The sequence below is a fragment of the Methylobacterium sp. A49B genome (assembly GCF_053346215.1).
In genome coordinates, this window is sequence record NZ_JBKFBO010000117.1 from 136375 (window position 1) to 160615 (window position 24241).

General features: G+C 70.6%; 21 protein-coding genes and 1 other annotated feature (1 of these 22 cut by a window edge). Of the genes, 17 read left to right on the plus strand and 4 right to left on the minus strand.

Annotated features, from left to right (window positions below; genetic code table 11):
• Positions 1–42, minus strand: a sequence feature (sul1 is cis-regulatory element that is thought to sense ions involved in sulfur or methionine metabolism; They are found in Alphaproteobacteria); it reaches 14 nt to the left of the window's first position.
• A 77-nt stretch (positions 43–119) separates the two neighbouring features.
• From ACLBX9_RS21935 to ACLBX9_RS21945, 3 genes are all read right to left on the minus strand, one after another.
• Positions 120–1790, minus strand: a complete 1671-nt coding sequence (locus ACLBX9_RS21935) for a methyl-accepting chemotaxis protein (RefSeq protein ID WP_447720413.1) — start codon at positions 1788–1790, stop codon at positions 120–122.
• Between the two features lie 319 nt (positions 1791–2109).
• Complete coding sequence (hslV, locus tag ACLBX9_RS21940; protein ID WP_447720627.1) at positions 2110–2640, minus strand: ATP-dependent protease subunit HslV; 531 nt, start codon at positions 2638–2640, stop codon at positions 2110–2112.
• A 127-nt stretch (positions 2641–2767) separates the two neighbouring features.
• Positions 2768–3571 (minus strand): SGNH/GDSL hydrolase family protein, encoded by an 804-nt coding sequence (locus tag ACLBX9_RS21945; RefSeq protein WP_010682243.1) that lies wholly within the window; start codon positions 3569–3571, stop codon positions 2768–2770.
• Between the two features lie 289 nt (positions 3572–3860).
• On the opposite strand from ACLBX9_RS21945, the gene ACLBX9_RS21950 reads away from it, so the two are divergent.
• A complete protein-coding gene (locus tag ACLBX9_RS21950; RefSeq protein ID WP_447720414.1) occupies positions 3861–5075 on the plus strand; it encodes an MSMEG_0565 family glycosyltransferase in 1215 nt (404 codons plus the stop codon).
• A 468-nt stretch (positions 5076–5543) separates the two neighbouring features.
• Complete coding sequence (locus ACLBX9_RS21955) at positions 5544–5843, plus strand: hypothetical protein (RefSeq protein ID WP_447720415.1); 300 nt, start codon at positions 5544–5546, stop codon at positions 5841–5843.
• On the opposite strand, the gene selB is transcribed toward ACLBX9_RS21955, so the two are convergent.
• Positions 5831–7765: a selenocysteine-specific translation elongation factor gene (gene selB, locus ACLBX9_RS21960; RefSeq protein ID WP_447720628.1), complete on the minus strand. Its 1935-nt coding sequence runs from the start codon at positions 7763–7765 to the stop codon at positions 5831–5833. The two genes, ACLBX9_RS21955 and selB, sit on opposite strands and share 13 nt — an antisense overlap.
• A gap of 357 nt (positions 7766–8122) precedes the next feature.
• Here selB and ACLBX9_RS21965 point away from each other — a divergent pair, with 357 nt between their 5' ends.
• The 15 genes from ACLBX9_RS21965 (at position 8123) to ACLBX9_RS22035 (ending at position 24094) form a co-directional block, all read left to right on the plus strand.
• Complete coding sequence (locus ACLBX9_RS21965; RefSeq protein WP_447720416.1) at positions 8123–9637, plus strand: CYTH and CHAD domain-containing protein; 1515 nt, start codon at positions 8123–8125, stop codon at positions 9635–9637.
• Between the two features lie 89 nt (positions 9638–9726).
• Positions 9727–10914 (plus strand): carboxylate-amine ligase, encoded by a 1188-nt coding sequence (locus tag ACLBX9_RS21970; protein WP_447720417.1) that lies wholly within the window; start codon positions 9727–9729, stop codon positions 10912–10914.
• Between the two features lie 265 nt (positions 10915–11179).
• Positions 11180–11641 (plus strand): tellurite resistance TerB family protein, encoded by a 462-nt coding sequence (locus ACLBX9_RS21975; protein WP_010682237.1) that lies wholly within the window; start codon positions 11180–11182, stop codon positions 11639–11641.
• Positions 11642–11747: 106 nt separating this feature from the next.
• Positions 11748–13037, plus strand: coding sequence for an allantoate amidohydrolase (locus ACLBX9_RS21980; RefSeq protein WP_447720418.1), 1290 nt, complete (start codon positions 11748–11750; stop codon positions 13035–13037).
• 108 nt (positions 13038–13145) lie between these two features.
• Positions 13146–14429 carry a beta-ketoacyl-ACP synthase gene (locus tag ACLBX9_RS21985; RefSeq protein ID WP_447720419.1) on the plus strand — a complete coding sequence of 428 codons (1284 nt, stop codon included), beginning with the start codon at positions 13146–13148 and terminating at the stop codon, positions 14427–14429.
• Entirely contained in the window at positions 14426–15193 is a 768-nt protein-coding gene (locus ACLBX9_RS21990) for an SDR family NAD(P)-dependent oxidoreductase (protein WP_447720420.1), read from the plus strand. Before ACLBX9_RS21985 ends, ACLBX9_RS21990 begins: the two co-directional genes overlap by 4 nt.
• Before the next feature lie 5 nt (positions 15194–15198).
• On the plus strand, positions 15199–15510 hold the full coding sequence (locus tag ACLBX9_RS21995; RefSeq protein ID WP_447720629.1) for an SH3 domain-containing protein: 312 nt from the start codon (positions 15199–15201) through the stop codon (positions 15508–15510).
• Between the two features lie 12 nt (positions 15511–15522).
• The gene (locus ACLBX9_RS22000) at positions 15523–16545 is read left to right on the plus strand and encodes a zinc-binding dehydrogenase (RefSeq protein ID WP_447720421.1); all 1023 of its coding nucleotides are present in this window, start codon (positions 15523–15525) and stop codon (positions 16543–16545) included.
• Positions 16546–16631: 86 nt separating this feature from the next.
• Positions 16632–17648 carry a lipid A biosynthesis lauroyl acyltransferase gene (locus ACLBX9_RS22005; RefSeq protein ID WP_039892224.1) on the plus strand — a complete coding sequence of 339 codons (1017 nt, stop codon included), beginning with the start codon at positions 16632–16634 and terminating at the stop codon, positions 17646–17648.
• A gap of 7 nt (positions 17649–17655) precedes the next feature.
• Positions 17656–18423, plus strand: coding sequence for a DUF1223 domain-containing protein (locus ACLBX9_RS22010; RefSeq protein ID WP_010682230.1), 768 nt, complete (start codon positions 17656–17658; stop codon positions 18421–18423).
• Between the two features lie 400 nt (positions 18424–18823).
• Positions 18824–19552, plus strand: a complete 729-nt coding sequence (locus ACLBX9_RS22015) for a DUF1194 domain-containing protein (RefSeq protein ID WP_447720422.1) — start codon at positions 18824–18826, stop codon at positions 19550–19552.
• Positions 19553–19585: 33 nt separating this feature from the next.
• Entirely contained in the window at positions 19586–19948 is a 363-nt protein-coding gene (locus ACLBX9_RS22020) for a M81 family metallopeptidase (protein WP_447720423.1), read from the plus strand.
• Positions 19949–20075: 127 nt separating this feature from the next.
• Entirely contained in the window at positions 20076–21146 is a 1071-nt protein-coding gene (locus tag ACLBX9_RS22025; RefSeq protein WP_010682227.1) for a malate/lactate/ureidoglycolate dehydrogenase, read from the plus strand.
• A 75-nt stretch (positions 21147–21221) separates the two neighbouring features.
• Positions 21222–22535 carry an MFS transporter gene (locus ACLBX9_RS22030; protein WP_447720424.1) on the plus strand — a complete coding sequence of 438 codons (1314 nt, stop codon included), beginning with the start codon at positions 21222–21224 and terminating at the stop codon, positions 22533–22535.
• Between the two features lie 35 nt (positions 22536–22570).
• On the plus strand, positions 22571–24094 hold the full coding sequence (locus ACLBX9_RS22035) for a UxaA family hydrolase (protein ID WP_447720425.1): 1524 nt from the start codon (positions 22571–22573) through the stop codon (positions 24092–24094).
• Positions 24095–24241 lie beyond the last annotated feature (147 nt).

Below are 24241 nucleotides of genomic sequence, written 5' to 3' on the forward strand. Positions count from 1 at the left end.
TCGGCGGCCGGAAGAGCCACCCGGGCTTTCACCGGGTCCTTGCGAATGCGCGGAGCCTTAGGGGCAGCCGCGCTGCAATGCAACATCCGGGCGGGCGTTCCGACCTCGCATGGGACGGCTCAGGCGGCGCGCACCTGAGCGACGAAACCCGCGACTTCCCCGCCGAGGCCCGTCGAGCGCCGGGCGATGTCGGCCGCGGCGTCGAGCACCTCGGCAGCGCTGGCGCCGGTCTCGCGGGCGGCGCCGAGGACCGCCGCCATCGTCTCGGTGACGGCGCGGGTCCCGCTCGCGGCCTCGGAGACGCTGCGGGCGATCTCCTGCGTGGCGAGCTGCTGCTCCTCCACGGCCGCGGCGACACCCAGGGCGATGCCGTGGACCTGCTCGATCGTCCCGCCGATCTCCTCGATGGCCAGGACGGCCTCCTGCGTAGCGTTGCGCATCGCGGCGATCTGGCCGCCGATCTCCTCGGTCGCCTTGGCGGTCTGGGTGGCGAGGTCCTTCACCTCGGTGGCGACGACCGCGAAGCCGCGGCCCGCTTCGCCGGCACGAGCGGCCTCGATGGTGGCGTTGAGCGCCAGCAGGTTGGTCTGGCCGGCGATGGTCGAGATCAGCGAGACGACCTTGCCGATCCCGTCCGCGGTGCGCGCCAGGGTCTGCACGCTCGACCGGGTGCGCTGGGCGGCTTCCACGGCGCTCTGGGCCGCCGTCGAGGTCTGCGTGACCTGGACGCCGATCTCGCTCGCGGTGGCGGCGAGTTCCTCGGTGGCGGCCGCGACGGCCTCGACGTTGCGGGCCGTCACCTCGGCGGCGCGCGTCACGGCCTGCGACTGCGTGCCGGTGTGCTCGGCATTGCCGGCCATGGCGGCAGCGGCGCGCTCCAGGCCGGACGCCGCGCCGGCGAGATGATCGACGAGGCTGCCGATGCTGCCCTGGAAGCGGTCGGCGAGGCCGCCCATCTCGGCCCGCTTGTGGGTCGCCGCCTCGGCACCCGTGCGCTGATGCTCCAGCCGCAGCGCTTCGGCGCCGCGCATGGCCTCGGCGAGCACCGCCATGCTCGCCCAGATCGCGCCGATCTCGTCGCGGCCAGGCTTGGCCGCGGTGAACGCGTGCTCGCCCCGCGCCAAACGCTGGATGGCGTCGGAGACCGACTGCAGCGGCCGGGCAATCTGGCGTTGCCCCACGAGCAGACCCAGGGCTGCGCAGATCAGCGAACCCGCGAGAGCGAGGGCGAGGAGGAGCAGGGCGCGGGCCTCGAACAGCGCCCGCGTGTCGGCCTGGACCGCAGTCATCTCCGCCTTGCCCTGGTTCACCAGGGCATCGATGCTGGCCTGGAAGGCCCGGCGATTGCCCTGATTGGCCTCGTTGAACCCGAGATCGGCGGCAGCGCGCGGACCGACCGTCTCGCCGGCATCGGCGAGGGCGCTGCGCAAGGTCCGGAAGGCGTCGGCGTTGTGCGCCATCGCGTCGAAGAGCGGGCGCTCGGCATCCGTGACGGTCGGCGCCCAGGCGGCGCGCAAGTCATCCATCTTGGCGAGCCCCTTCCGGATACCGGCCGCGTATTTCGCGGCCTCGGCGCGGTCGGCTGAGGCGTAGACGCCGCGGGAGTCCATCGTGACCTCGGCGGCGAGCCGGTTGAAGTTCGCCGCGTTCAGGGCACGGGTCGAGGCGCTCTCGACGGATGTCAGGGCGTGCTCGAAGCTGTTGAGCGTCGCCACGCTCACGCCCGCAACCACCAGCGTCGTCAGGCTGCAGGCGCCGACGAAGCCCAGCACTTTTCCGCCGATCTTCATGATTGTTTTACTGCCCAGGCAAGGATGAATGCAAAATGCCTCCAATTATTCAATACGAGATTAACTGAAGTCGGCTGACCACAGCCGCATTCCGAGCCGCTCTGGCGTGCCGGACCGAACAACGATCGCGAGGTATGCGCTTCCTCAGGAGGAGGGCTCCGCTCGATACCGGGAGGCGGACCGTCCCTTGCTGGGCGGGCGGGATCAGCGCCGGCGGGATACCACGAACCGTTCGCGACGCCGGCTCGTGCGCGGATCCGGCGTCGCGGCCCATCCGCGCCAGGCAGGCCCCAAGGAGACCCTGCGCGACCTGCGAGACTCAGTCCGCGTCGAGGGCTTCGATGACCAAGTTGCCGTTGGTGTAGACGCAAATCTCGGCCGCGATCGCCATGGCGCGGCGCACGATCGCCTCCGCATCAAGGTCGCCGTCCTCCAGGGCGCGGGCCGCCGCGAGGGCGTAATTGCCGCCGGAGCCGATGGCCATGACGCCGCTCTCGGGCTCCAGCACGTCACCGGAACCGGACAGGAGCAGGCTGACGTCGCGATCGGCCACCAGCATCATGGCTTCGAGGCGGCGCAGGTAGCGGTCGGTCCGCCAGTCCTTGGTGAGTTCCACGCAGGCGCGGGTGAGCTGGCCGGGATACTGCTCCAGCTTGGCCTCCAGACGCTCGAACAGGGTGAAGGCGTCCGCCGTGGCACCCGCGAAGCCGCCGATCACCGAGCCCTTGGCCAGACGGCGGACCTTGCGGGCATTGCCCTTCACGATCGTCTGCCCGAGGCTGACCTGACCGTCGCCGCCCAGCACGACCCGGCCGCCCTTCCGGACCATCAGGATCGTGGTCGCGTGCATCTGGGGCACGGAGCCCCGGTCGTCGTACCTGAATGCTTCCTGGCTCAAGATTCGGCTCCGCTCTCGCTGGCGCCGAGATGGGGAGCTTTATCGGCCGAGTCCACCCGGGGCGTCGACGCGTGCCGTCTTACTCGGCCACGGCTTCGGCGGTCCGGAGCGGCCCGGCATCCTGCAGAATCGACTGGGCCGCGGCCTCGGCGAGAAGCGCATAGCCGCGGTCGGCCATGTGCAGGCCGTCGGAGGCGAAGAGCTGCTTCGTCGTCAGTTTGCCCTCGCGCACCCAGCCGTGCATCAGGTCGGCGCGGCGGATCACCGGCACGTCGAGTTCATCGCCGATGCTGCGCACCGCCTCAAGGAAGCGCGCCGAGCCGGGGGTCGCCTCGAGCTTGGGGCACCATTGCGGCTCCATCAGCACCACGTCGATGCCAGCCTCCCGGATCCGCCGGATCGCCGCCACGGTGGCCTCGCGGAAATGGTCGATCGACACGCCGCGCAGGGGATCGTTGCTTCCGGTCTGCCAGATCACCAGCTGCGGCTCGGCCGCGATGACGTCGCGGTCGAGGCGCTTCAGCATGTCGTCGACGTGCTCGCCGCCGATGCCGCGGTTGATGACCGCCACATCCATCCCGCGCAGCTTCTTGCGAAGATCGATCTGCAGGCGGGCCGGATAGGCGTTGGCCGGGCTCGACGCTCCCACGCCCTCCGTGGAGGAGGAGCCGAAGGCGACGATCTTCAGAGGCGCACCGATCGCGATCTGGCGGGCGACGTGGGGCAGATCCGGGCTCTCCCGGGTATCGATCCCGATCAGATCCAGCGACTCGGGCAGCAGATCCGCGTAGGCGAGAACCGCAGTCGGAAGGACGAGCAGGCCGCAGATCAGCCCGAGACGACGCAGCCCCTTGCGCAGGGGCCGGCCAGACATCGCATGCATCAAAACGTGGGACACGGGACGGACAGCTCCGGCTCTCGCGAGCGACGGATACAATTTGACACACAGCTTTGGAAGAGCGGTTCCGCGGCCCGCTTGAAAGCTGACTGAATTCGTAACACAAAATTAATGGCCACCATCATCCGCGTGCGCCCGCCCCAGGGGAAACGGCACGAACGATGCGTGGACCCGGAGCGGATCTCCGGTGGGCGGCGGAGAGCGCGGTCCGGAATATCGGGATTCTTTCCCGATTGGATGCGGACCATCGTGAGCCGGCCCCGGGGTCGACAGCTTGCGTATCGCGATCCTCACCCATGCGACGGCACCCCGGGGCGAGGTCGCCCACGCCCTGTCCCTCGGCGAGGCCCTGTGCGCCCTGGGGCATGAGGCCGTCGTCCACGCCCCCGACCCGACCGGCCGCGGCTTCTACCGGGATGCGACCTGCCCGTCGGTCTCGGTGGCCGCCAAGCCGGTCGTCGGTTCCGTCGCCGCCCTTTTCGGCGCCCGGATCGCCGATTACCTGGCCCATTTCGCGACGCCCGCGGCCTGCGATTTCGATGTCTTCCATGCCCAGTGCAGCATCAGCGGCAACGCGCTGGCCACCCTGACGCGGCGGCGGCTGATTCAGGGTTTCGTGCGCACCGTGCACAGGGTCGAGACCTTCGACGACCCGGCGCTCGCCCGCTGGCAGGATCGCGCGATCGGCGATGCTGGCCGATTGCTGTGCGTCAGCGCATTCGGGGCCGCGAGCCTCGCGGCCGACTATGGCGTGGACGTCGAGGTGGTCGGAAACGGCGTCGACGGCGCGGTCTACAAGCCGGAGCCCGACTCCGGTGACGCCCTCCTGCGCCACCGCCTCGGCCTCCGCGCCGGGCCGATCTTCCTCAGTATCGGCGGCTTCGAAATGCGCCGGAACGCGCTCGCGATCATCGAGGCTTTCGCGACTCTGCGGCGTGAGATTCCAGAGGCGCAGTTGATCCTCGCGGGCGGCGACGCCGCGCTCGACCGGACGGGCTACGCAGCCCGCTGTTGGGCCGCACTGGAACGCGAAGGTTTGGAAGTCGGTCCCGGTCGGCCGGTGATCCTAACCGGACTGGTGGCGCAGGCAGATATGCCGCGGCTCTACCGACTGGCGGACACGCTGGTCTTTCCCTCTCTGGCAGAAAGTTTCGGCCTCTGCGTGCTGGAAGCCTTGGCGTGCGGCACCCCGCCGATCGTCCCGGCCCGGCCGCCCTTCAGCGAGTACCTCACTCCGGGCTCGGCCCTCTGGATCGCGCCCGACGAGCCAGGCGCGATCGCTTCCGCCATGCGGGCGAGTCTCGATCCCGCGCGGCGCGCCCGGATGCGGAACGTCGGCCGCGATCTTGTCCGTGACAACGCGTGGGCGGCCTGCGCGGCGCGCCACCTCCCGAGCTACGCGGCACTCGTGCCGACTCCGGTCGCGGCAGCATCCTTCGCCACGGGCTCGGCAGCCTGGAACATCATGCGGATGCCGACCGACGGTTGATGACAACGGCCGGCGCCAGCGCCACGCGGCTTCGCCCAATCGGATTCCCACTCCGATGGTCCCAGTGATCCGTCCCCGCTTTTATGGCCAGGGAAGCGGAGCGACACAGCACATCGGGAGCTCAGACGGCATGGCGTCGACTGGAATGCTTCGCTCCCCCTGCGATGACGGCTGCGCGAAAACTTGTCGGCGATCGAGAATCCAAAGACAGCCTTCCGCGGCGGAACGGCGCGCTTCGATCCAGGCTGCCTTCTCGTCGATGGCTGAAGGCCTGCGGCCGCGGACCGAAAAGCGCATGCGATGGCCCGAACGAGCCACCCGATTGTTTCCGGTTCGGGAGGCGCCCGGCCGGCCCCGGAGGTCATCGCATCGCAGAGATGCTCAGACCGACCCCGCGACGAGCGGGCACGGAACAATGGTCCGCACCGGCGTGGTTATTCGCCAGCATCGCAACGGAAGACAGTCGCAATGATGATCCGGATCGTTTCAGCGCTCGTGCTGGCCGCAGCGCCCGCCATGGCGCAGACCCGGCCATCGACCACGACCATGACCTGTCAGCAGACGGTTCGCCTCGTCCAGGCGCGCGGCGCCCTGGTCATTGGGACCGGCGGCATGACCTACGATCGGTTCGTCCGCGACCGCTCGTTCTGCGAGCCCACCGAGATCGCCAAGCGCGCCTTCCGGCCGACGCGCGACAATCCCAGCTGCCTGATCGGCTACACCTGCTACGAGCCCGGCTTCGACGACTGGCCCGGTCAGGGCTTCTGAGCCGGGCCCGCCTCGAGCCCGACGATGATCCGCCGGTCTCCGGCGCGTCGGGTGAAGCCGGTGGCGTCGAGGTGCTCCAGGAGCGGGATCGAGAACTTGCGGCTGATCCCTAGCGTTGCGCCGGCTTCCCGGGCGAGGAAGCCCGACTCGGGCGTCGCGGCGTTGGGAAAGGCCTGGGCGAGACGCGCCCGCGCGCCCGCCACCGCCTCCCGGTGGAACAGCACAGCGCGGCGCTGCACGCGGTCGACGGCACGGATCACCGTGCCGGCGCCCACAAGGTAGGTCAGCGCCTCACGGCGGCGGACATCCCGGCCGACGGCCTCGGATTCATCGGGCGGATTGAGGCCGGCCCGCCGGAACATCTGCTCCAGCTTCCGGGCGACCTCGCTCTCGTTGCGGGCCGGATCGAAGTCGGCCCGCCGCCACAGGCTGCCGGTCTGGGTGACCGCGCCGGCGGCGGCCAACTCGCGCAGGACCGTGCCGGCGAAAGCCTCCGGAAGCGCCAGCGTGCGGGACAGGCGCTCGACCGCGATCCCGTGTTCCATCGGATTGTCGCGGTGATGCTGCGACAGGGCGGCCAGGGTTCCCGTCCGCAGCGCGCTGAAAGCCGACGCACCGATGAACTGTTCGCCGATCTCGCGGGCCTCCGCCTCCGCGAGTAGGCGGCGCGCCCGGTCGGGCGCCGTGCCGGCGAGGCGGGCGAGGTCCGGCAGCGTCGCGCCGGCCGCGCCGGCCTGCCCGAGACGGATCGTCAGCGCGTCGGCCGGGCCCCCCGATGCCAGGGCTGCGAGGTCGGCCGTGACGCGCGGATCCCGCCTCCGCCGGCGGCGGCTCGCCGGATCGAGGATCCGGCCACCCGCCACGGTTGCTGGGGGCGAATCGAGCCGCAGCACGAAGGGCTCGCGGGCCGGTACCGCTACGGGCTCGGCCAGGTGCAACTGCGCCTGGGTGTGGCCACCGGGTTCGAGCGCGTCGCGGTCGAGCAGCCGCAGCCGGGCCTCGACCTCGGTCGTGCCGAACAGGAGGCGGCAGGCGGTGCCGCCCGCGAGGGCTTCGTCGGCGCTGGCCGCCGCCGTGATCGACACGTCCAGCCACGCGCTCGGCGCGAGCAGATCCGGCATCGACAGGGCCTGCCCGCGGCGGATCTCGTCGAGGCCGATGCCGCGCAGGGCGACGGCGGTGCGCCGTCCGGGCTCCGCGCGCTCGACCGGGCGACCGTGGATCTGGAGGCCGCGCACCACGGCGGTCCGGCCGCCGGGGGCGATCTCCACGGTGTCGCCCACCGCCAGCGGTCCGCGCCGCAGCGTGCCGGTCACGACGGTGCCGAAGCCGGCGCGGGAGAAGACCCGGTCGACCGGAAGATAGGGGAAGCCGTCGTCGCTGCCGGGCGCCGCGTCCCCGAGCAGGCCCGTGAGCGCCGCCTTCAGGTCGGCGACGCCGGTGCCCGTGACAGTCGATGTCGCGATCACCGGACCTGCTTCGATCCCGGCGCGGGATGCGGCCGCGGCGATCTCGGCCGCACGCGCATCAAGCACGTCGGGCGTGGCCAGGTCCGCCTTCGTCAGAGCCAGCACGCCCCGGCGCACGCCGATGAGCCGCGCGATCTCCAGGTGCTCGATCGTCTGGGGTTTGATGCCCTCGTGCGCGTCGACCGCCAGCAGCACGGCCCGCATGCCGGTGGCGCCGGAGACCATGGCGCGGACGAAGCGTTCGTGACCGGGCAGGTCCACGAGGTCGATCTCGCCCATCTCGGAGGACAGCAGGGCGAAGCCCGGGACGATGGAGACGCCGCGCGCGCGCTCTTCCTTCAGCCGATCGGTCTCGACACCGGTGAGGGCGCGGACCAGCGCGGTCTTGCCGTGATCGACGTGCCCGATCACGCCGACGAGAAGTGTCTTCAACGCAGTCACCGACCGGACCATCTCCGCGGTGCCACCCTCCACGCGGGGCGCAACGCTCGTTCAACAGGGTATCCGCCCCGCTGGCTCACCGCCGAGCCGTGCGCCGTCAGACAGTCGGGACCGAAAGCCGTAGGCAGATCAATTGTGGACAATTTATCTTGCCACGCCGGATCGATTTGGAAAAGCGAGATTTTAACGCACTGCACCATGCGCATCCTCGGGACAAACGCGGGTGCGTCGCGCTTGACGCCGTCGCGGTGTCCACCTTCTCTCAGACAGAGCGACGGACGCCCAAGCCAAGCCGTGGTCGCGCGAGAGTCGCGTGCAACCGGACGACGGCTCTTCAGTGTTGGGCGTGCGGGTCACAAAGAGGAGAGCATGAGCAAGATCGACAGCGAATCCGGCACGGAGCCACGGGAGATCGAGCTGAAGCTCGACTGCGCGGGACCGGATCTCACGGCCCTGGCGGGTCATCCGCGGCTCCAGGGCGCGTCCTCCGAGCCGGACCTGCTGGTCACGACCTACTACGACACGCCGAACCGCGATCTGCGGGCGGCCGGCCTGACGCTGCGGATCCGCGCGCAGGGCGGGCGACATATCCAGACCGTGAAGGCGGGGAGCGGCGCTGTCGGGCTGTTCGACCGTGCCGAGTGGGAGACCGAGATCGGCGGCGAGACGCCCGATCCCGCGGCCTGGGCCGGCACGGCGGCCGAGGAGGTTCTGCAGAAGGCCGAGGCTGCGCCGGAGCGCCTGTTCTCCACCATCGTCATGCGACGGGAGGTTCCCGTTGAGCATGGCCGATCCCGCATTCTGGTCACGCTGGACCAGGGACGCGTCGAGAGCTCGGCCGGCGACGCGCCGCTGTGCGGGCTCGAGTTGGAGCTCCAAGAGGGCGACCCCGCAGACCTGTTTGTCGTGGCGCAGGCCTTCGCCGAGACCGTTCCGCTGCGCCTGAGTGTCAACGCCAAGAGCGGGGTCGGTTTCGCGCTGATCGACGGCATCGGCCCGGGCGTGGTGAAAGCCGAGCCGGTGGACCTGCCCGATGGCGCGAGCGCCGGCGAGGTCTTCCGCCGGGTCGCACGGGCGTGCCTGCGCCACATGCGGCTGAACGAGACGGCATTCCTGGAGGGCGGGCGGGCGCCCGAGGCCCTGCACCAGATCCGCGTGTCCTTGCGGCGGCTGCGATCGGCGCTCTCGCTGTTCGCGCCGATGCTGGAAGGCGATCCACGGGCGGACGGCTTCAACGACGAGATCAAGCGGGTCACCGAGCCGTTCGGCCATGCCCGCAACCTCGACGTGTTCCTCGGCCAGACGCTTTCGGCTCTGGCGAAGGAACGGCCGGACGAGCCGGGCCTCGACGGGCTGCGGGAACGTGCCGAGGCGGAGCGGGAACGGGCCTACGACGCTGTCCTGGCAACCCTTGAGAGTCCGCAATGGCGCGGCCTCGTCATCGATTTTGCCGGCTGGGTCGAGGCCGGCGCCTGGACGGCGCAAGAGGCCGCCGCCGAGGACGGGCGCGCCTTCGCGGCGCGGGTGCTCGATCGGGCCCGCCTGCGGCTGAAGAAGCGCGGGCGCGGCCTCAAGCGCCTGGACCCGCATACCCGCCATCGCGCCCGCATCGCCGCCAAGAAGCTCCGCTACGGCGCCGAGTTCTTCGCGGGCCTCTATCAGAAGAAGAAGGCGCGGCGCCGGCAGGACAAGTTCGGTGCTGCCCTGTCGGACCTGCAGGACTATCTCGGCGTCCTGAACGACCTCGAGACAGCCCGGTCGATGACCGAGAGCCTCTCGGGTCCGCCCATGCCCGGTGCCGACGAGACCAGCACGCAGGACCTGCTGGAGGCCGCGGCGGATGCCAGGGCCGAGCTCCTCGACGTCAAGCCGTTCTGGCGCTGACGCTTTTTGCGCCAGGGCCCGGCCGGAACCCGGCCGTTGCGGCAGCGTTCGCCGGGTGATGTGCGCGATCAGGCGGGCAGGGAGTGTGTATGGCCCACGCGTACAGGTTCGGCATCGAGGAGGAGTTCTTCCTCGCCGACGCCCGCTCCCGGGGCACACCGCGCGCGCGGCTCCGTTCGTTCCACGCGGCCGTGCGGGCCCGGCTCGACGACGCCGAACGCGAGCAGCTGCAATGCCAAGTCGAGATCGCCTCGCCGCCGAGCGGCGATGTCGGCGAGGCTGCGGAGCACCTCACGCGCCTGCGCCGCAGCCTCGCGGAGATCGGCGCCGAGCGCGGGATCCTGACCTTCGCGGCCGGGACGCACCCCACGGCCCGGTGGCGGGACCAGCGTCCCACCGACAAGGCCCGCTATCACGGCATCATGGCCGACCTTCGGATGCTCGGCCGGCGCAATCTGGTCTGCGGGCTCCATGTGCATGTCGAGGTGCCGGATCCGGAAGCCCGCCTTGGGCTGATGAATCGCCTGCTTCCTTTTCTGCCGGTCCTGCTCGCGCTCTCCACCTCCTCACCATTCTGGCAAGGCCAGCAAACCGGAATGGCCGGCTACCGGATGCGTGCCTACTCCGAGTTGCCCCGCACCGGCGTGCCGGAGCTGTTTGCCGACGCTGCCGACTACGCCCACTACGTCGACGTGATGACCAAGGCAGGGGCCATCGCGGATGCCAGCTATCTCTGGTGGCATCTCCGCGCCTCGGTGAAGTATCCGACCCTCGAATTGCGGGTCGCCGACAGCTGCACGCATGTCGACGACGCGGTCTGCATCGCCGCCCTGTTCCGCTGTCTCGTCCGCCGGGTGGTGCGGGACCGGAGGCTCAACGCCGGCATGACGGCGGCGTCCCGCGGATTCGTCATGGAGAACCTGTGGCGGGCCGAGCGCGACGGAACCCGGGCCACGCTCATCGACGAGGCGCGGGTCCGCGCGGTGCCGCTCGGGGAATGCGTCGAGAATGTCCTGGCCCTCATCGCGGAGGATGCGGAGGCGCTGGACTGTGTCGCGGCCTGCAATCGGGCCCGCCACATCGTCGCCGAAGGCACGAGCGCCGACAGGCAGATGGCGGTCTTCGCCGCGGCCCGCAGGTCCGGCGCGCAGGAGCGCGCGGCGCTCTCCGCCGTGGTGGACCACCTGGCTGCAGAAACCGCCGCCGGCTCGAAGCTCGGACCTGGGGGCGTCCGGACGTCGAGCCGACGGCGTAGCGACGGAAACGGATCCGGCTGAGGGGGGGTTAGCTGAGCCCGCAATCCGTCGGCCGCGCTGGAGTGCACGGTCGACCGATCGAGTCGCACGGTCACGTTTCCGAAGGATGTCTGCACGGGTTCGGCCCGTCGATTCGTCAGCACGGTGGGAGGGGTCGCCACGTGTCAGCGTGGGCTCGTGTCGCGGTCACCGCATGCGCACCATACGCTTTCCTCCGCGCCATCGTCTGCTATCCCTCACACGTTTCCGCGGCCACCCTCGACCTCCGGTCACTCGACCCATCGGCATGAACCTTCTCCGCGACCTCTTCGGCCAAGTCGGCCGCACCGTGACGGCCTATGCGGGCGACAGGGCGCTCATGCTGGCGGCCGTCTCCGCCGCAGCGAACGTCATCGTGGCCGACGGCGAGGTGGCCGGCCAGGAATTCGACGCTGCGCTCCACGGCCTGCGCGCCGACCCGGTCCTGATGAAGGGCTACGACGCGCTGATGCTGGAAACCGAACTCTATGAGGGCATCGCCCGGGCGCGCACCCGCCTCGGCCGGGCCGAGAACCTCCGGCACGTCGCGGCGGTCGTGGCGCGCCCGGCCAACCAGCGCGAGAACGTCTTCCTCATAGCCGCCGATGTCGCCGATCAGGACGGGATCAGCAACATTGAGGCGAGCGCGCTCGGCGAGATCGCCGCGGCCCTTCGGGTCGACGGCGTGAGCCTGCTGCGCGCCAATCCTGTGCGGCGACCGCCGACGTGATCGACGCGATGGCATCGGCGTTGCTCATAGGGGGCGCTCCGCCAATCCGGTGGTGCTCCCTCACCGTTAACGTGTCGCACGGCGTCGCGCCGTGAAAGGAACCGGCATGGCCGAGATCAGCCTCAGCACGACCCACAACCTGCGCGCAGACGGCGCCCGCCTGTGGTCCACGATCCTGGAGACCGCCGCTTTCGGCGGAACGCCGGCCGGCGGTATCAACCGGCTGACGCTTTCGGCCGAGGACGGGCGCGTGCGCGACTGGTTCCGCGAGGCCTGCGAGGCGGCCGGCCTGACGGTCACGGTGGACGCCCTCGGCACCCAGTATGCCCTGCGCCCCGGCCGCGACATGAGCCGGAAGCCGATCGCCTTCGGCTCGCACCTCGACACGCAGCCCACGGGGGGCAAGTTCGACGGGGTTCTCGGGGTGCTGGCCGGCCTGGAGGTGATGCGCAGCCTCAACGATGCCGGCATCGAGACCGAGGCACCCCTCCTGGTGGTCAACTGGACCAACGAGGAGGGCTCCCGTTTCGCCCCCGCCATGATGGCCTCGGCGGCCTATGCCGGCGCGTTCACGACGGACGAGATCCTGGCCAAGCGCGACGCCGCCGGGACCACCGTGGCCGAGGCTCTCGACGCCATCGGCTACCGCGGCGTCGAAGCTGTCGGCACGCGGGACATCGGCGCCTTCGTCGAGTTGCACATCGAGCAGGGACCGATCCTGGAGGCGGAAGGCAAAACGATCGGCGTCGTCGAGGGCGGCCAGGGCATCATGTGGTTCGACGGCGTCGTGACGGGCTTCGAGAGCCATGCCGGCACGACGCCGATGCCGCGCCGTCGGGACGCGCTGCTGGCGCTGTCGGAATTCGCGCTGGCCGCTGAGCGGATCGCCCTGGCGCACGCGCCCTCCGCGGTGGCGACGATCGGCGAGGCCGTGATCTTGGCGCCCTCCCGCAACGTCGTGCCGGGCCGGATCGCCTTCACGGTGGACGTGCGCGACCCGCGCTCCGCGACCCTCGACGCCATGGAGGCGGCCCTGAACGAAGCGGCGGCCGAGATCGCCGGACGCCGACGCGTCGAGATCGCGCTCAACCGCATCTGGCGCAAGGAGCCGGTGCCGTTCGATCCCGCCATCGTGGCGGCGATCGAGTCCGCGGCCGAGAGCCTCGGGCACGCCCGCCGTCGCATCATCTCGGGGGCCGGCCACGACGCCTGTAACCTCGCCGCGAAGGTGCCCGCCGCGATGATCTTCGTGCCCTGCAAGGACGGTGTCAGCCACAACGAGTCGGAATCCGCCACGCAGGGCGACTGCGCGGCCGGCGCCGACGTGCTGCTGCAGACGGTCCTGCGCCTCGCCAACATGCCCGCGCGCGATCACACGGGTCCGTCAGGTCCGTAGCGACGGACCGGGCCCGGCCCCGGCCCCGTTCGGGTCAGCCCGCACCGCGACGGTGCCCCGTTCGGGCCGGAGGTGTACCGCGCCTTAAAATCCCGTAAGGACCGCTGCATGAGCGCGCGATCCTATCGCGACGCCAGAGGCCGGCCGCTCGTGGCTGTCACCGGCCTCGGCGTCGTTTCTTCCCTCGGTCAGGGACAGGCGGAGACCTGGGCGGCCATGGTGGCGGGCCGGTCGGGCATCCATGCCATCGACCGGTTCTACACGGAGGGCCTGCGCACGCGGATCGCCGGTACCGTGGACTTTCTCGACACCGAACCCCTCGTCGCGCCGTTACTGTCAGAGCGTTTCGCCGCGGTGGCCGCCGAGGAGGCCGTGGCGCAGGCCGGGATCGGCGCGAAGGGCGAGTTTCCGGGCGCCCTCTTCATCGCGGTGCCGCCGGTCGAGATGGAGTGGCCGCAGCGGCAGGCTCTCGCGGAGGCGGCGGCCGGCGACGGGCCGGTCGACTACGCGGGGCTGCTCCGGGCGGCCGCGACGCGCCGGTTCGATCCCTGGCACGACCTCTTCATCTTCGGCACCGTCGCCGATCGCATCGCCGACCGCTTCGGCACGAAGGGGTCGCCGATCTCACTCTCCACCGCCTGCTCGTCGGGGGCGACGGCGATCCAGCTCGGCGTCGAGGCGATCCGCCGCGGTGAGACCGCGGCGGCGCTCTGCATCGGGACGGACGGGTCGGTGAATCCGGAATCGCTGATCCGCTTCTCTCTCCTCTCGGCGCTCTCGACCCGCAACGACGATCCGGCGGCGGCCTCGAAGCCGTTCTCGAAGGACCGGGACGGTTTCGTCATGGGCGAGGGCGCCGCCGCCCTGGTCCTGGAGGACGCGGAGGCCGCGGTCGCCCGGGGGGCGACCATCCTCGGCTACGTGCTCGGCTGCGGGGAGAAGGGTGACGGCTTTCACCGCACCCGCTCCAGCCCGGACGGCGCGCCGATCATCGCGGCAATCCGGGCGAGCCTGGACGATGCCGGGCTCGAGGCCGACGCCATCGACACGGTCAATGCCCACGGCACCTCGACACCGGAGAACGACAAGATGGAGGCCTTGGGACTCGGGGCGGTGTTCGGCGACCGCGCGGCCGCCCTGCCGGTGACCTCCAACAAGTCCATGATCGGTCACACCCTCACGGCCGCCGGCGCCATCGAGGCCGCGGTGTCGCTGCTGACCATTCGCAACGGCCGTATCCCCCCGACGATCAACCACCGGGTGCCGGATCCGACGATCGCCCTCGACGTGGTCGAGACCGCCCGCGACCTGCCGGTGCGTACGGTCCTGTCCAACTCCTTCGGATTCGGCGGTCAGAACACCTGCCTGGTCTTCGGCGCGGAGCCGACGTGAGCGCCGGATCCCCACCCCGCCGCGTCCTCGTCACCGGGGGCGCCACCGGCATCGGCGCGGCGACCGTCCGCGCCCTGGCGGAAGCCGGATACGCCGTCGACTTCACCTATCGCGCCTCCGCCGAGGCCGCGCAGGCACTGCTCGAAGAGCTTCGGACGGCCCATCAGGCCCGCACCTTCGAAGCCTACGCGGTGGATCTCGCCGACAAGGCCGCGCTCGACGGCTTCTGCGAGACCGCGGAGGCGGCCGGGTATGCCGGGCTCGTCCACAACGCCGGTCAGCCCTGCGACGCCTTGGCGGCGATGCTCGATCAGGACCGCGCCGAGGCCGCGATGCAGGTGAACTTCTTCTCCCTGACCCGGCTCGCGAAGGCGCTCATGCGCGAGATGATCCGGGCGCGCTCCGGCCGGATCGTCGCGATCGGATCGGTCGCGGCGCTGCGGGGCAATGCCGGCAACGCCGCCTACGCGGCCACTAAGGGCGCGCTGATCGCCTACTGTCGCACCCTGGCGATCGAATCGGCCAAGCGCGGGGTCACCGTCAACGTGATCGCGCCGGGCTTCGTCGACACGGCAATGATGGCGCGCTACGCCGCCTACCGGGACGGTATGGAGCGGCAGATCCCCGCCGGACGCTTCGCCCGGCCGGACGACGTGGCCGCGCTCGCCACCTTCCTGATGGGCGAGGGGTCTTCCTACATCACGGGGGCCGTGCTGCCCGTCGACGGCGGCCTGACGGCGATGATGGGCGTCCATCGGACCTGACGGTGATGCAAGCGAACCCGACGATCCTGCCGATGCGCGCCCGCCTCGCCCTCTCCGCCCTCTGCCTCGGGGCAACCCTCGTCGTGGGCCAGGCCCGGGCCGAGCCCGAGTCCTACCGGATTTCGGGCCTGCCGCCCGGCGAGCCGCTGAGCATCCGCGCGGAGCCGGATCCGTCCGCCGAGCAGATCGGCGAGATCCGCTCCCGGGCGCTGGTTTTCGGCTGCACCAACGATACGCCGAGCCGCACCACGTGGTGCCGGGTCAAGGCTGGCCGGGTGCTCGGCTGGGCGCGGCGGCGGTACCTGGCGCCGGACTGAACGAGAGACAGGATGCAAGCCCTCCAGCTGTTCGGCGACCGCGACCTGCGCCTGACCGAGATCGAGCCACCGCCGGCTCCGGGGCCGGGCGAAGTCCGGATCCGCATCCGCGCCGTCGGACTGAACTTCATCGACGTGTGGGGTTTCCGCGGGATGGCGTTCGCCAAGCGGAAGATGCCCCTGATCGTCGGGGCGGAGGCTTCAGGCGTGGTCGAGTCGATCGGCGCGGGCGTCACGGGTCTCAAACCTGGAGATCGGATCGTGCCGTACGGCGCGATGACCTGCGGCCGGTGCCGGGCCTGCCGAGACGGCCGCGACAACCTCTGCGAGGATGTCTCGGGTGTGATGGGCTTCCACCTCGATGGTTTCGCCCGCGAGCTGGTGACCCTGCCGGAACGCCTCGTCGTGAAGGTCCCGGACGGCGTCGACGATACTGACGCCGCCTGCGCGGGGATCGCTTTCGGCACCGTCCAGCACATGCTGTTCGACAATGCCCGGCTGGAACCCGGCGAGAGCGTCCTCGTCCATGCCGGCGGCTCGGGAATCGGGACCGCAGCCATCCGCATGGCCAAGGCCATTGGCTGTACGGTCTACACCACCGTCGGCGACGACGAGAAAGGCCGTAAGGCGGCCGACCTGGGCGCCGACCATGTGATCAACTACCGCACGGAGCGGTTCGAGGGCGAGGTCCGGCGCCTGACGAAGCGCAAGGGCGTGGACGTCGTCTTCGAACATGTCGGCGCAGATACATGGAACGGGTCGCTGCTCTGCCTCAAGCGCGGCGGGCGGCTGGTGACCTGCGGATCCACCTCGGGCGTCTCGGCCACCATGAACCTGATGCAGCTGTTTCAGCAGCAATATCGAATCACCGGTTCGTTCGGTTGCTCGCTCGCCAATATCGCCCAGTCGCTCGACAAGATGGCCGCCGGGATCCGGCCGGTCGTGGACACGGTCTACCCGCTCGCCGACTTCGCCCAGGGTCTGGAACGGCTCGAGTCGCGCCGCGTCTTCGGGAAGATCCTGGTCAGCCTGTAGTCGCAATTTCGCGCTGCGAGAGACTTGGCTTAAGCTTCGCTTTACGCGTGCGTCGGGGGCCGCAAGCGAACGCCCGGGAACCGATTGTGCTGCGTCTCGCCCTCCTCCTGAAACGGTCGTACCCGCGCCTCGCGGGTTTCGCGATGGTCCCGCTGATCCGCGCGCTCGTCTGGCTCGCGCGCGCGCTCGGGGCGGCCCGGTCGACCGCGCTCGGCGCCGCCATCCTGCGCCGCGTCGGCCCACTGCTGCCGGCGCACCGCACCGCCCTGGCGAACCTGCGCGCGGCGTTTCCGGACATGCCGGAAGAGCAGCGGAAGCGCGTCGCCCTGGAGGCCTGGGACAATCTCGGCCGGACGGGCGCCGAGTACGCGCATCTCGACACCCTGTTCGACTACGATCCCGCCGCGAGCGGGCCGTTGCGGACCGAGGTCTCGGGCATCGAGCACTTCTTCGCCCTGCGCGACGACGGGAAGCCGGGCCTGATCTTCTCGGCTCATCTGGCGAACTGGGAGCTTCCGGCGATCTGCGCAGCCCGCTTCGGGCTGGAGGCCACCGCGGTGTTCCGGCCGCCCAACAACCCCGCGGCCGCCCGGCTCGTGCAGGAGGTCCGCCGCAGGTCCATGGGCGGGCTGGCGGCGTCCAAGCCGGGCGCGGTCTTCGCCATGCGGGACGTGGTCGACAACGGCGGACATCTCGGTCAGCTGATCGACCAGCACTTCACCCGCGGCGTCGTGGTCGAGTTCCTGGGCCGGCCCTGCCTCGCCAACCCGCTGCTCGCCAAGCTCGCCCGGCACTACGAGTGCCCGGTCCACGGCGTGCGCGTCGTGCGGCTTCCCGAGGGCCGCTTTCGGCTGGAACTGACGCCGCCCCTGGACCTGCCCCGGGCCGCGGACGGCACCATCGACGTGACGGGCGCCATGCAGGCGATGACCGCGGTGGTCGAGGGCTGGGTTCGCGAGCATCCCGGCCAATGGCTCTGGATGCATCGCCGCTGGCGCCCAGACATGCTGCCCAAGGCTCGGACGAACTCGGCACCGGCTCAACCGCTGGTGGAAGCCTCTCAAGCCAACGTGATTTCACAGACCGCGTCACAGACGCTCTGATACGGCCATGACGCCCCGGCACCGCGCCCGCCTTCGCGACCGCCGCGCGCTCTGCGCAGCCGCTCTGATCTGTGTGTCGGCGTCCGCGGCCCGGGCCGAGCCGGTCCGCGCCGTCGTCGAGCTGTTCACCAGCCAGGGTTGCGGCGCCTGCCGCGCGGCGGAACCGGTCCTGCGCGATCTCGCCCGGCAGCCGGGCGTGATCGCCCTGACCCTTCCCGTCACCTACTGGGATTACCTCGGCTGGAAGGACACCCTGGCGCTGCGCCCGCTGACCGAGCGCCAGCGCGCCTACGCCCGCGGCCGCGGGGCCCGCCAGGTTTTCACGCCGCAGATCGTGGTCGACGGCAGCGGTTTCGCGCTGGGCTCCGACAAGGCGGCCCTCGACCGGCTGCTGCGCGATGCCGTGCAGCGCGGCGGACTGCCGGTTCCCGTGCGCGGAGAGAATCGAGGCGACCGGATCGTGGTCGAGATCGGCGCCGCGCCGGAGGTCAAGACTGACACACGCGGGGAGGTCTGGCTCTTGCCGGTCTTGCGCAGCCGGGCGATCGCGATCCAGTCCGGCGAGAATGGCGGCCGGACGGCGACCTACGTCAACGTTGTGCGGGGTCTCCAACGCCTCGGCGCCTGGACCGGGCAGGCGCTGCGCTTCGACGTGCCCGTCCTCCAGGCCGAGATGGGTGACGCCGACAGCTGGGTCGTGCTGGTCCAGGGAGCGGCGGACGGGCGGCCCGGCCGGATTCTCGGTGCGGCCAAGGGACCGGGGCTCGAGCGCTGAGCCCGCGCAAGCCGACGATGCTATTTCAGGTTAACAAAGTCAGTCCGCCACCGGTGCGCGCTCGGCTCGCGGGCGAGAGCCACCATCCGCCCATCGAGGCGCTCAGTGACGCGTCGGAGCCAGTGAACAATACGCCGGCCCTCACGATCGATGGCAGCGCCGGCAGCGTCGTTTGTCGCATCGAGGCGGGGCCAGCCTGAAGCGGCGTGATCGAGCCGGACGCGGTGTTGCCTTGAGCGGCACGTGCGGACGTTTTCTCGGCGTCGAGAGGGATCGCGGTGAGGCCGAGCCACGGAATGCCGGCACCGGCTCGCCATAGAACCGCGGGGACGGCAGGCTCGTTGCATGCAGGTGGCCGTCCGCCGATCGGGGTGGGCGTCCCCCCAAACGAGCCCCGGCCATGCGGCGACGCCACCTCCTATCCGGGCTCCTCTCCGGCCTTCTCGCGCCGCTGTCACCGGCGCTTCGCAGCGCGAACGCCGCCGATCAGGCCGTCGACGTCCTTCTGGTCCTCGCCGTCGACGTCTCCTTGAGCATCAGCGAGGCACGGTTCGAGCTGGAGCGGCGCGGTTATGCCGAGGCCTTCAGCGATCCGCGGGTGCTGCGTGCCATCGGCGAGGGCGAGACCGGCCGGATCGGTGTCGCCCTGTTCGATTGGGCCGGCCCCGGCGAGCAGCAGGTCGCGGTCGACTGGATGGTCATCGGGTCCAAACAGGATGCCGGTGTTTTCTCGGCCAGGCTCGAAGCCGCGCCGCGCCCATTCTACGGCCGCACGGCCATCGGGTCGGCCATTGCATTCGCCACGGACTTGCTGGCGCGGGCTCCGTTCCGGACCGGGCGAAAGGTCATCGACATCTCGGGCGACGGCACCGGCAACAGCGGTCGCTCCATCGCGGAGGCGCGAGATGCCGCCGTAGCGGCCGGCATCACCGTCAACGGCATCGTCATCCTCACCGACCCGGAGGGCATGCTGAGTTTCCTGAAGGACCACACAAATCCGGCAGGCGGCCTGGCTGCCTACTACCGGGCCATCGTGATCGGCGGGGACGGGGCCTTCGTCATGACAGCGGAGAACTTCGAAGCCTTCGGACGCGCCCTGGTCGCCAAACTGGTGCGCGAGATCTCCTGACCCGCCCTCCCGCTGACCCGAGGAACTCCGCCGATGCGCCTTGCCGTGCTCCAGTTCACGCACGAGACCGTGACGTTCCTGCCCAACGACACGATCCGGGACGACTTCATCTATCCCGGGTCGCCCGCTTCGGGTCCGGGCCTGCTGGCCACCGATCCGAAGGGTTACATGGGCGGCTTCGTACAAGTCGCGCGCGAGCAACAGGACGTCGAGCTCGTCGGCATCACGTCACCGCTGTGGCCGCGTACCGGCACCGCCTCGGGCTGGATCACAGCCGACGCCTACGCCCATTTCGTGGCCCTCATGCTGTCGGATCTACGGGGGCAGGGGCCCTTCGATGGCGTCTACATGGCGCCCTACGGCGACTCGCCCGGACCGCTGGCGCCCGGCCCGTGAGCGGGAGCCCGACCGCCGAGACGACAGGTGCCGCGCAGCGTCACCCCCGATGCTCGCGCCGCAAGTCCGAGGGCGCTAGGCTCATCCCGAACGCGCCCGGTGAGGCGCGGCCCAGGGAGGCGAGGCAATGCGGATTTCAGCCGACAGGCTGTCCGATTACGTGCGGGACATTTTCATCCGGGAAGGTTGTCCGGAGGCGGAGGCCGAGCGGATCGGCCGCTTCCTCGTGGCCGCCAACCTCACCGGGCATGACAGTCACGGCGTCGTTCGCGTCACGCGCTACGTCGAGTGGCTGCGCACGGGCGAGGTCGAGGCTGGCCGCACGCCACAGATCGTCACCGACGCGCCGTCCTTCGCGCTGCTCGATGCGCAGTACGGCTTCGGACAGACCGCGGGACCCTTCGCCACCGATCTCGGCATCGCCAAGGCTCAGGAGAGTGGTGTGGCCATCGTGGCGCTCCGCCATGCCGGTCATCTCGGACGGATCGGCGAATGGGCCGAGCGGGCGGCCGCGGCGGGGCTGGTCTCGGTGCACTTCGTCAACGTGGCGGGCAGCCTGCTGGTGGCACCCTTCGGCTCGGTGGAGCGCCGCTTCTCCACGGCGCCCTTCGCGGCCGGGTTCCCGGTGCCGGGAGCGGAGCCGATCATCCTCGATTTCGCCACCTCGGCGGTGGCCGAGGGCAAGGTGCTGGTCGCCTCCCGGGGTGGCAAGCCGCTGCCGGAGGGTGCGCTGATCGAGCCGGACGGCCGGCTCAGCGCGGACCCGGCGACCCTGTTCGGTCCCCTGGACGGCGTCGAACGCGACAACCAGCGCGGCGCCGGCGCGATCCGGGCCTTCGGAGAGCACAAGGGCTCGGGCCTCGCGCTCATGTGCGAGCTCCTGGCCGGCGCGCTCACCGGGTCCGGCACCGCGGGGCCCGGACGGCGGCGGATCTGCAACGGCATGCTGTCGATCTACGTGACGCCGTCCGCCCTCGGCACCGAGGAAGTTCTGGCGACCGAGGCGCGCACCTATCTCGATTTCTTCAAGAGCGCCCGACCGATGCCGGGAGCCGAGGTGCTGCTGCCCGGCGAGCCGGAGCGCCGCATGCGCGCCCAGCGCCTCGCGGAAGGCGTGCCGCTGCCGGAACCCGTCTGGGAGACTCTCCTCGCGGCGGGCCGGCCGCACGGGCTCGACGGAGACGCCTATCGCGTCTGAGCCGGCCCGACGTGACGCGCGCGGCGACCCGGGGAAGACCGGGACGCCGCGTCCGGAATTCCGGAGAGTGACAGCATGCCCAGACTGCGCTGGCTGATGATCGGCCTCTGCATGGCGGCGAACGCCATCAACTACATCGACCGCGCCAACCTTGCGGTCGCCGCGCCGTCGATGTCGAAGGAGCTGGGCCTCGACGCCACCGACATGGGCCTGATCCTGTCGGGCTTCTTCTGGACCTACGCGATCATGCAGTTGCCCTTCGGGTACGTCGCCGATCGCGTCGGCCCGCGGCTGTCTCTGATGGTCGCCGTCGTCTGGTGGTCGGCCTGCACGGCGCTCACGGCCGTGGGACGGGGCTTCCTGTCGCTGCTCGGCCTGCGCATGCTCCTCGGTGTCGGGGAGGCGGGGGCCTATCCCTCCTTCGCCAAGGTGGCGGCCTCGTGGTTCCCGCGCAGCGAGCGGAGCTTCGCCAGCAGCATCTTCGACAGCGGCTCCCGGGTCGGCGCGGCGCTGGCGATCCCCCTGGTGACCTGGGTGATCGCAATCCTCGGCTGGCGCGAATCCTTCGTGGTGACCGGCCTGCTCGGCTTCGCCTGGGCGGTGTTCTGGATGTGGCTGTACCGGGAGCCGGAGGACCATCCCGGGGTGTCGCGCGAGGAACTCGCCCGCCTCCGGGCCGGCCAGGAGCGGCCCCAGGTGACCGAGACGCGGGACGCGCCCCAGGGGGCGGTGCCGTGGCTGTCGCTGTTCCGCTACCGCACGGTGTGGGGGATGATGGCGGGCTTCTTCTGCCTGAACTTCGTGATCTACTTCTTCATCACGTGGTTCCCGACCTACCTCGTCAAGGCCCGCGGCTTCTCGCTGGCCGAACTCGGCACCCTCGGCAGCCTCCCGGCGCTCGCTTCGATCCCGGCGGGCTGGCTCGGCGGTTTCGCGTCGGACGCCCTTTACCGCCGCGGCTGGAGCCTCACGGCCGCCCGGAAGACCTGCCTGGTCGGCGGCATGCTCATGTCGTCGGTGATCACCCTGTCGCTGATCGCCCCGAACATCTACGTGGCGCTGCTGTGCTTCGCGGTGGCCTACGGCAGCCTCGCCTTCACGGCCGCCTCCATCTGGGCGCTGCCCGGGGACGTGGCGCCCACCCCCGCCCACGTGGCGTCGATCGGCGGCATCCAGAACTTCGCCTCCAACGTCGCGGGGATCGTGACGACCACCTTCACCGGGGTCATGCTCACGATCACGCAGGGCTCGTTCGCGATCCCCCTGATCGTGGCCGGCGGGTTCTGCCTCCTGGGCGCCTTCATCTACCTGTTCGTGGTCGGCGAGATCGCGCCGCTGCCGGTGCGTGACGCATCCGCGCCGGCCCTTCAGCCGCGCGCCGCCCGGTGAGCGGTACCGCGCGAGAGGATCGTGAGGAGAGACCGATGTCCAGCTATCCCGTCATCACCCTGCGTCCGGACGACGGCGTCGTCGTGGCGCGTGGCGCGATCGAGTCCGGCACGGCGGTCACGGACAGCGTGACGGCGGCGGAGCGGATTCCGGCCGGCCACAAGGTCGCGGTCCGATCCCATCGCGTCGGCGAGCCGGTGACCAAGTACGGCCAGATCATCGGTTTCGCGAAGGCCGACATCGCCGCCGGGCAGCACGTGCACGTGCACAATCTCGGCATGGGCGACTTCGCCCGCGACTACGCCTTCGGTGTCGACGCGCGGCCGACCCGGCTCGTCGCGCCGCCCGCGACCTTCCAGGGCATCCGCCGGCCGGACGGGCGCGTGGCGACCCGCAACTACGTCGGCATCCTGACCTCGGTGAATTGCAGCGCGCACGTCGCGGACCTGATCGCCGACGCGTTCCGCCGCCACCCGATTCTCGGCCTCGATCCCCTCGCCGAATATCCGAACGTCGACGGCGTCGTGGCACTGACGCACAAGACCGGCTGCGGCATGGCCATGGGCGAGCCCCTGCGGCTCCTGCGCCGGACGCTCGCGGGTTACGCCCGGCACGTCAACTTCTCGCACATCGTGATGATCGGACTCGGCTGCGAGGTGAACCAGATCGGCGCGTTCCTGGAGGAGCAGGGGCTCGGCGACCGGATCCGCAGCATGAACATCCAGAGCCTCGGCGGCACCCGGAAAACCGTGGAGGCCGGCATCGCGTTCGTGAAGGGCATCCTGGCCGAGGCCAATGTCGTCCATCGGGAGCCGGTGCCGGCGAGCGAGCTGATCGTCGCCCTGCAGTGCGGCGGCTCGGACGGGTATTCCGGCGTCTCGGCCAATCCGGCGCTCGGCGTCGCCAGCGACCTCGTGGTCCGGAACGGCGGCACGGTGATCCTGTCGGAGACCACCGAGACCTACGGGGCCGAGCACCTGTTCACCCGCCGCGCCGTGAGCCCGGAGGTGGGCCAGAAGCTCGTCGACCTGATGCACTGGTGGGAGGAGTACACCCGCAAGGAAGGCTCGGAGATCGACGCCAACCCGTCGCCGGGCAACAAGGCCGGAGGCCTGACGACGATCCTCGAGAAATCGCTGGGCGCCATGGCGAAAGCCGGCAGCACCAACCTCGTCGACGTCGTGCGCTACGCCGATCCGGTGACGGCCAAGGGCTTCGTCTTCTTGGACACGCCCGGCTACGACCCGGTCTCGGCCACCGGGCAGGTGGCGGGCGGCGCGAACCTCGTCTGTTTCACCACCGGCCGCGGCAGCGTCTTCGGCTGCAAACCCTCGCCGTCGATCAAGATCGCCACCAACTCGGCCATGTACAAGCGGCTGGAAGAGGACATGGACGTCAATTGCGGCACGATCCTCGAGGGTGCCGAGAGCGTCGAGCAAGCGGGTCAGCGGATCTTCGATCTGATCCTGCGGGTGGCGGGCGGCGAGCGGACGAAGAGCGAGCAGTTCGATTTCGGATCGTCGGAGTTTGCGCCCTGGCAGATCGGCGCGACGGTGTGAGCCGGAAGGCTGCCGCCAAGCACGCGCGCGAATGTCCAAACCGTCTTTGCGAGCGAAGCGAAGCAACCCAGTGTCGCGCCACGCCCTTCGATCGCGCGCCGCCCTGGGTCACATCGCTCCGCTCGTGATGACGGCGCGAGCGGGGAC

Excerpts from the sequence above, each read along its gene's own strand:
- ACLBX9_RS21935 (WP_447720413.1), bottom strand. The coding sequence starts at position 1,790 with ATGAAGATCGGCGGAAAAGTGCTGGGCTTCGTCGGCGCCTGCAGCCTG.
- hslV (WP_447720627.1), bottom strand. The coding sequence starts at position 2,640 with ATGCACGCGACCACGATCCTGATGGTCCGGAAGGGCGGCCGGGTCGTG.
- ACLBX9_RS21945 (WP_010682243.1), bottom strand. The coding sequence starts at position 3,571 with ATGCATGCGATGTCTGGCCGGCCCCTGCGCAAGGGGCTGCGTCGTCTC.
- ACLBX9_RS21955 (WP_447720415.1), top strand. The coding sequence starts at position 5,544 with ATGATGATCCGGATCGTTTCAGCGCTCGTGCTGGCCGCAGCGCCCGCC.
- selB (WP_447720628.1), bottom strand. The coding sequence starts at position 7,765 with ATGGTCCGGTCGGTGACTGCGTTGAAGACACTTCTCGTCGGCGTGATC.
- ACLBX9_RS21965 (WP_447720416.1), top strand. The coding sequence starts at position 8,123 with ATGAGCAAGATCGACAGCGAATCCGGCACGGAGCCACGGGAGATCGAG.
- ACLBX9_RS21970 (WP_447720417.1), top strand. The coding sequence starts at position 9,727 with ATGGCCCACGCGTACAGGTTCGGCATCGAGGAGGAGTTCTTCCTCGCC.
- ACLBX9_RS21975 (WP_010682237.1), top strand. The coding sequence starts at position 11,180 with ATGAACCTTCTCCGCGACCTCTTCGGCCAAGTCGGCCGCACCGTGACG.
- ACLBX9_RS21980 (WP_447720418.1), top strand. The coding sequence starts at position 11,748 with ATGGCCGAGATCAGCCTCAGCACGACCCACAACCTGCGCGCAGACGGC.
- ACLBX9_RS21985 (WP_447720419.1), top strand. The coding sequence starts at position 13,146 with ATGAGCGCGCGATCCTATCGCGACGCCAGAGGCCGGCCGCTCGTGGCT.
- ACLBX9_RS21995 (WP_447720629.1), top strand. The coding sequence starts at position 15,199 with ATGCAAGCGAACCCGACGATCCTGCCGATGCGCGCCCGCCTCGCCCTC.
- ACLBX9_RS22000 (WP_447720421.1), top strand. The coding sequence starts at position 15,523 with ATGCAAGCCCTCCAGCTGTTCGGCGACCGCGACCTGCGCCTGACCGAG.
- ACLBX9_RS22010 (WP_010682230.1), top strand. The coding sequence starts at position 17,656 with ATGACGCCCCGGCACCGCGCCCGCCTTCGCGACCGCCGCGCGCTCTGC.
- ACLBX9_RS22015 (WP_447720422.1), top strand. The coding sequence starts at position 18,824 with ATGCGGCGACGCCACCTCCTATCCGGGCTCCTCTCCGGCCTTCTCGCG.
- ACLBX9_RS22020 (WP_447720423.1), top strand. The coding sequence starts at position 19,586 with ATGCGCCTTGCCGTGCTCCAGTTCACGCACGAGACCGTGACGTTCCTG.
- ACLBX9_RS22025 (WP_010682227.1), top strand. The coding sequence starts at position 20,076 with ATGCGGATTTCAGCCGACAGGCTGTCCGATTACGTGCGGGACATTTTC.
- ACLBX9_RS22030 (WP_447720424.1), top strand. The coding sequence starts at position 21,222 with ATGCCCAGACTGCGCTGGCTGATGATCGGCCTCTGCATGGCGGCGAAC.
- ACLBX9_RS22035 (WP_447720425.1), top strand. The coding sequence starts at position 22,571 with ATGTCCAGCTATCCCGTCATCACCCTGCGTCCGGACGACGGCGTCGTC.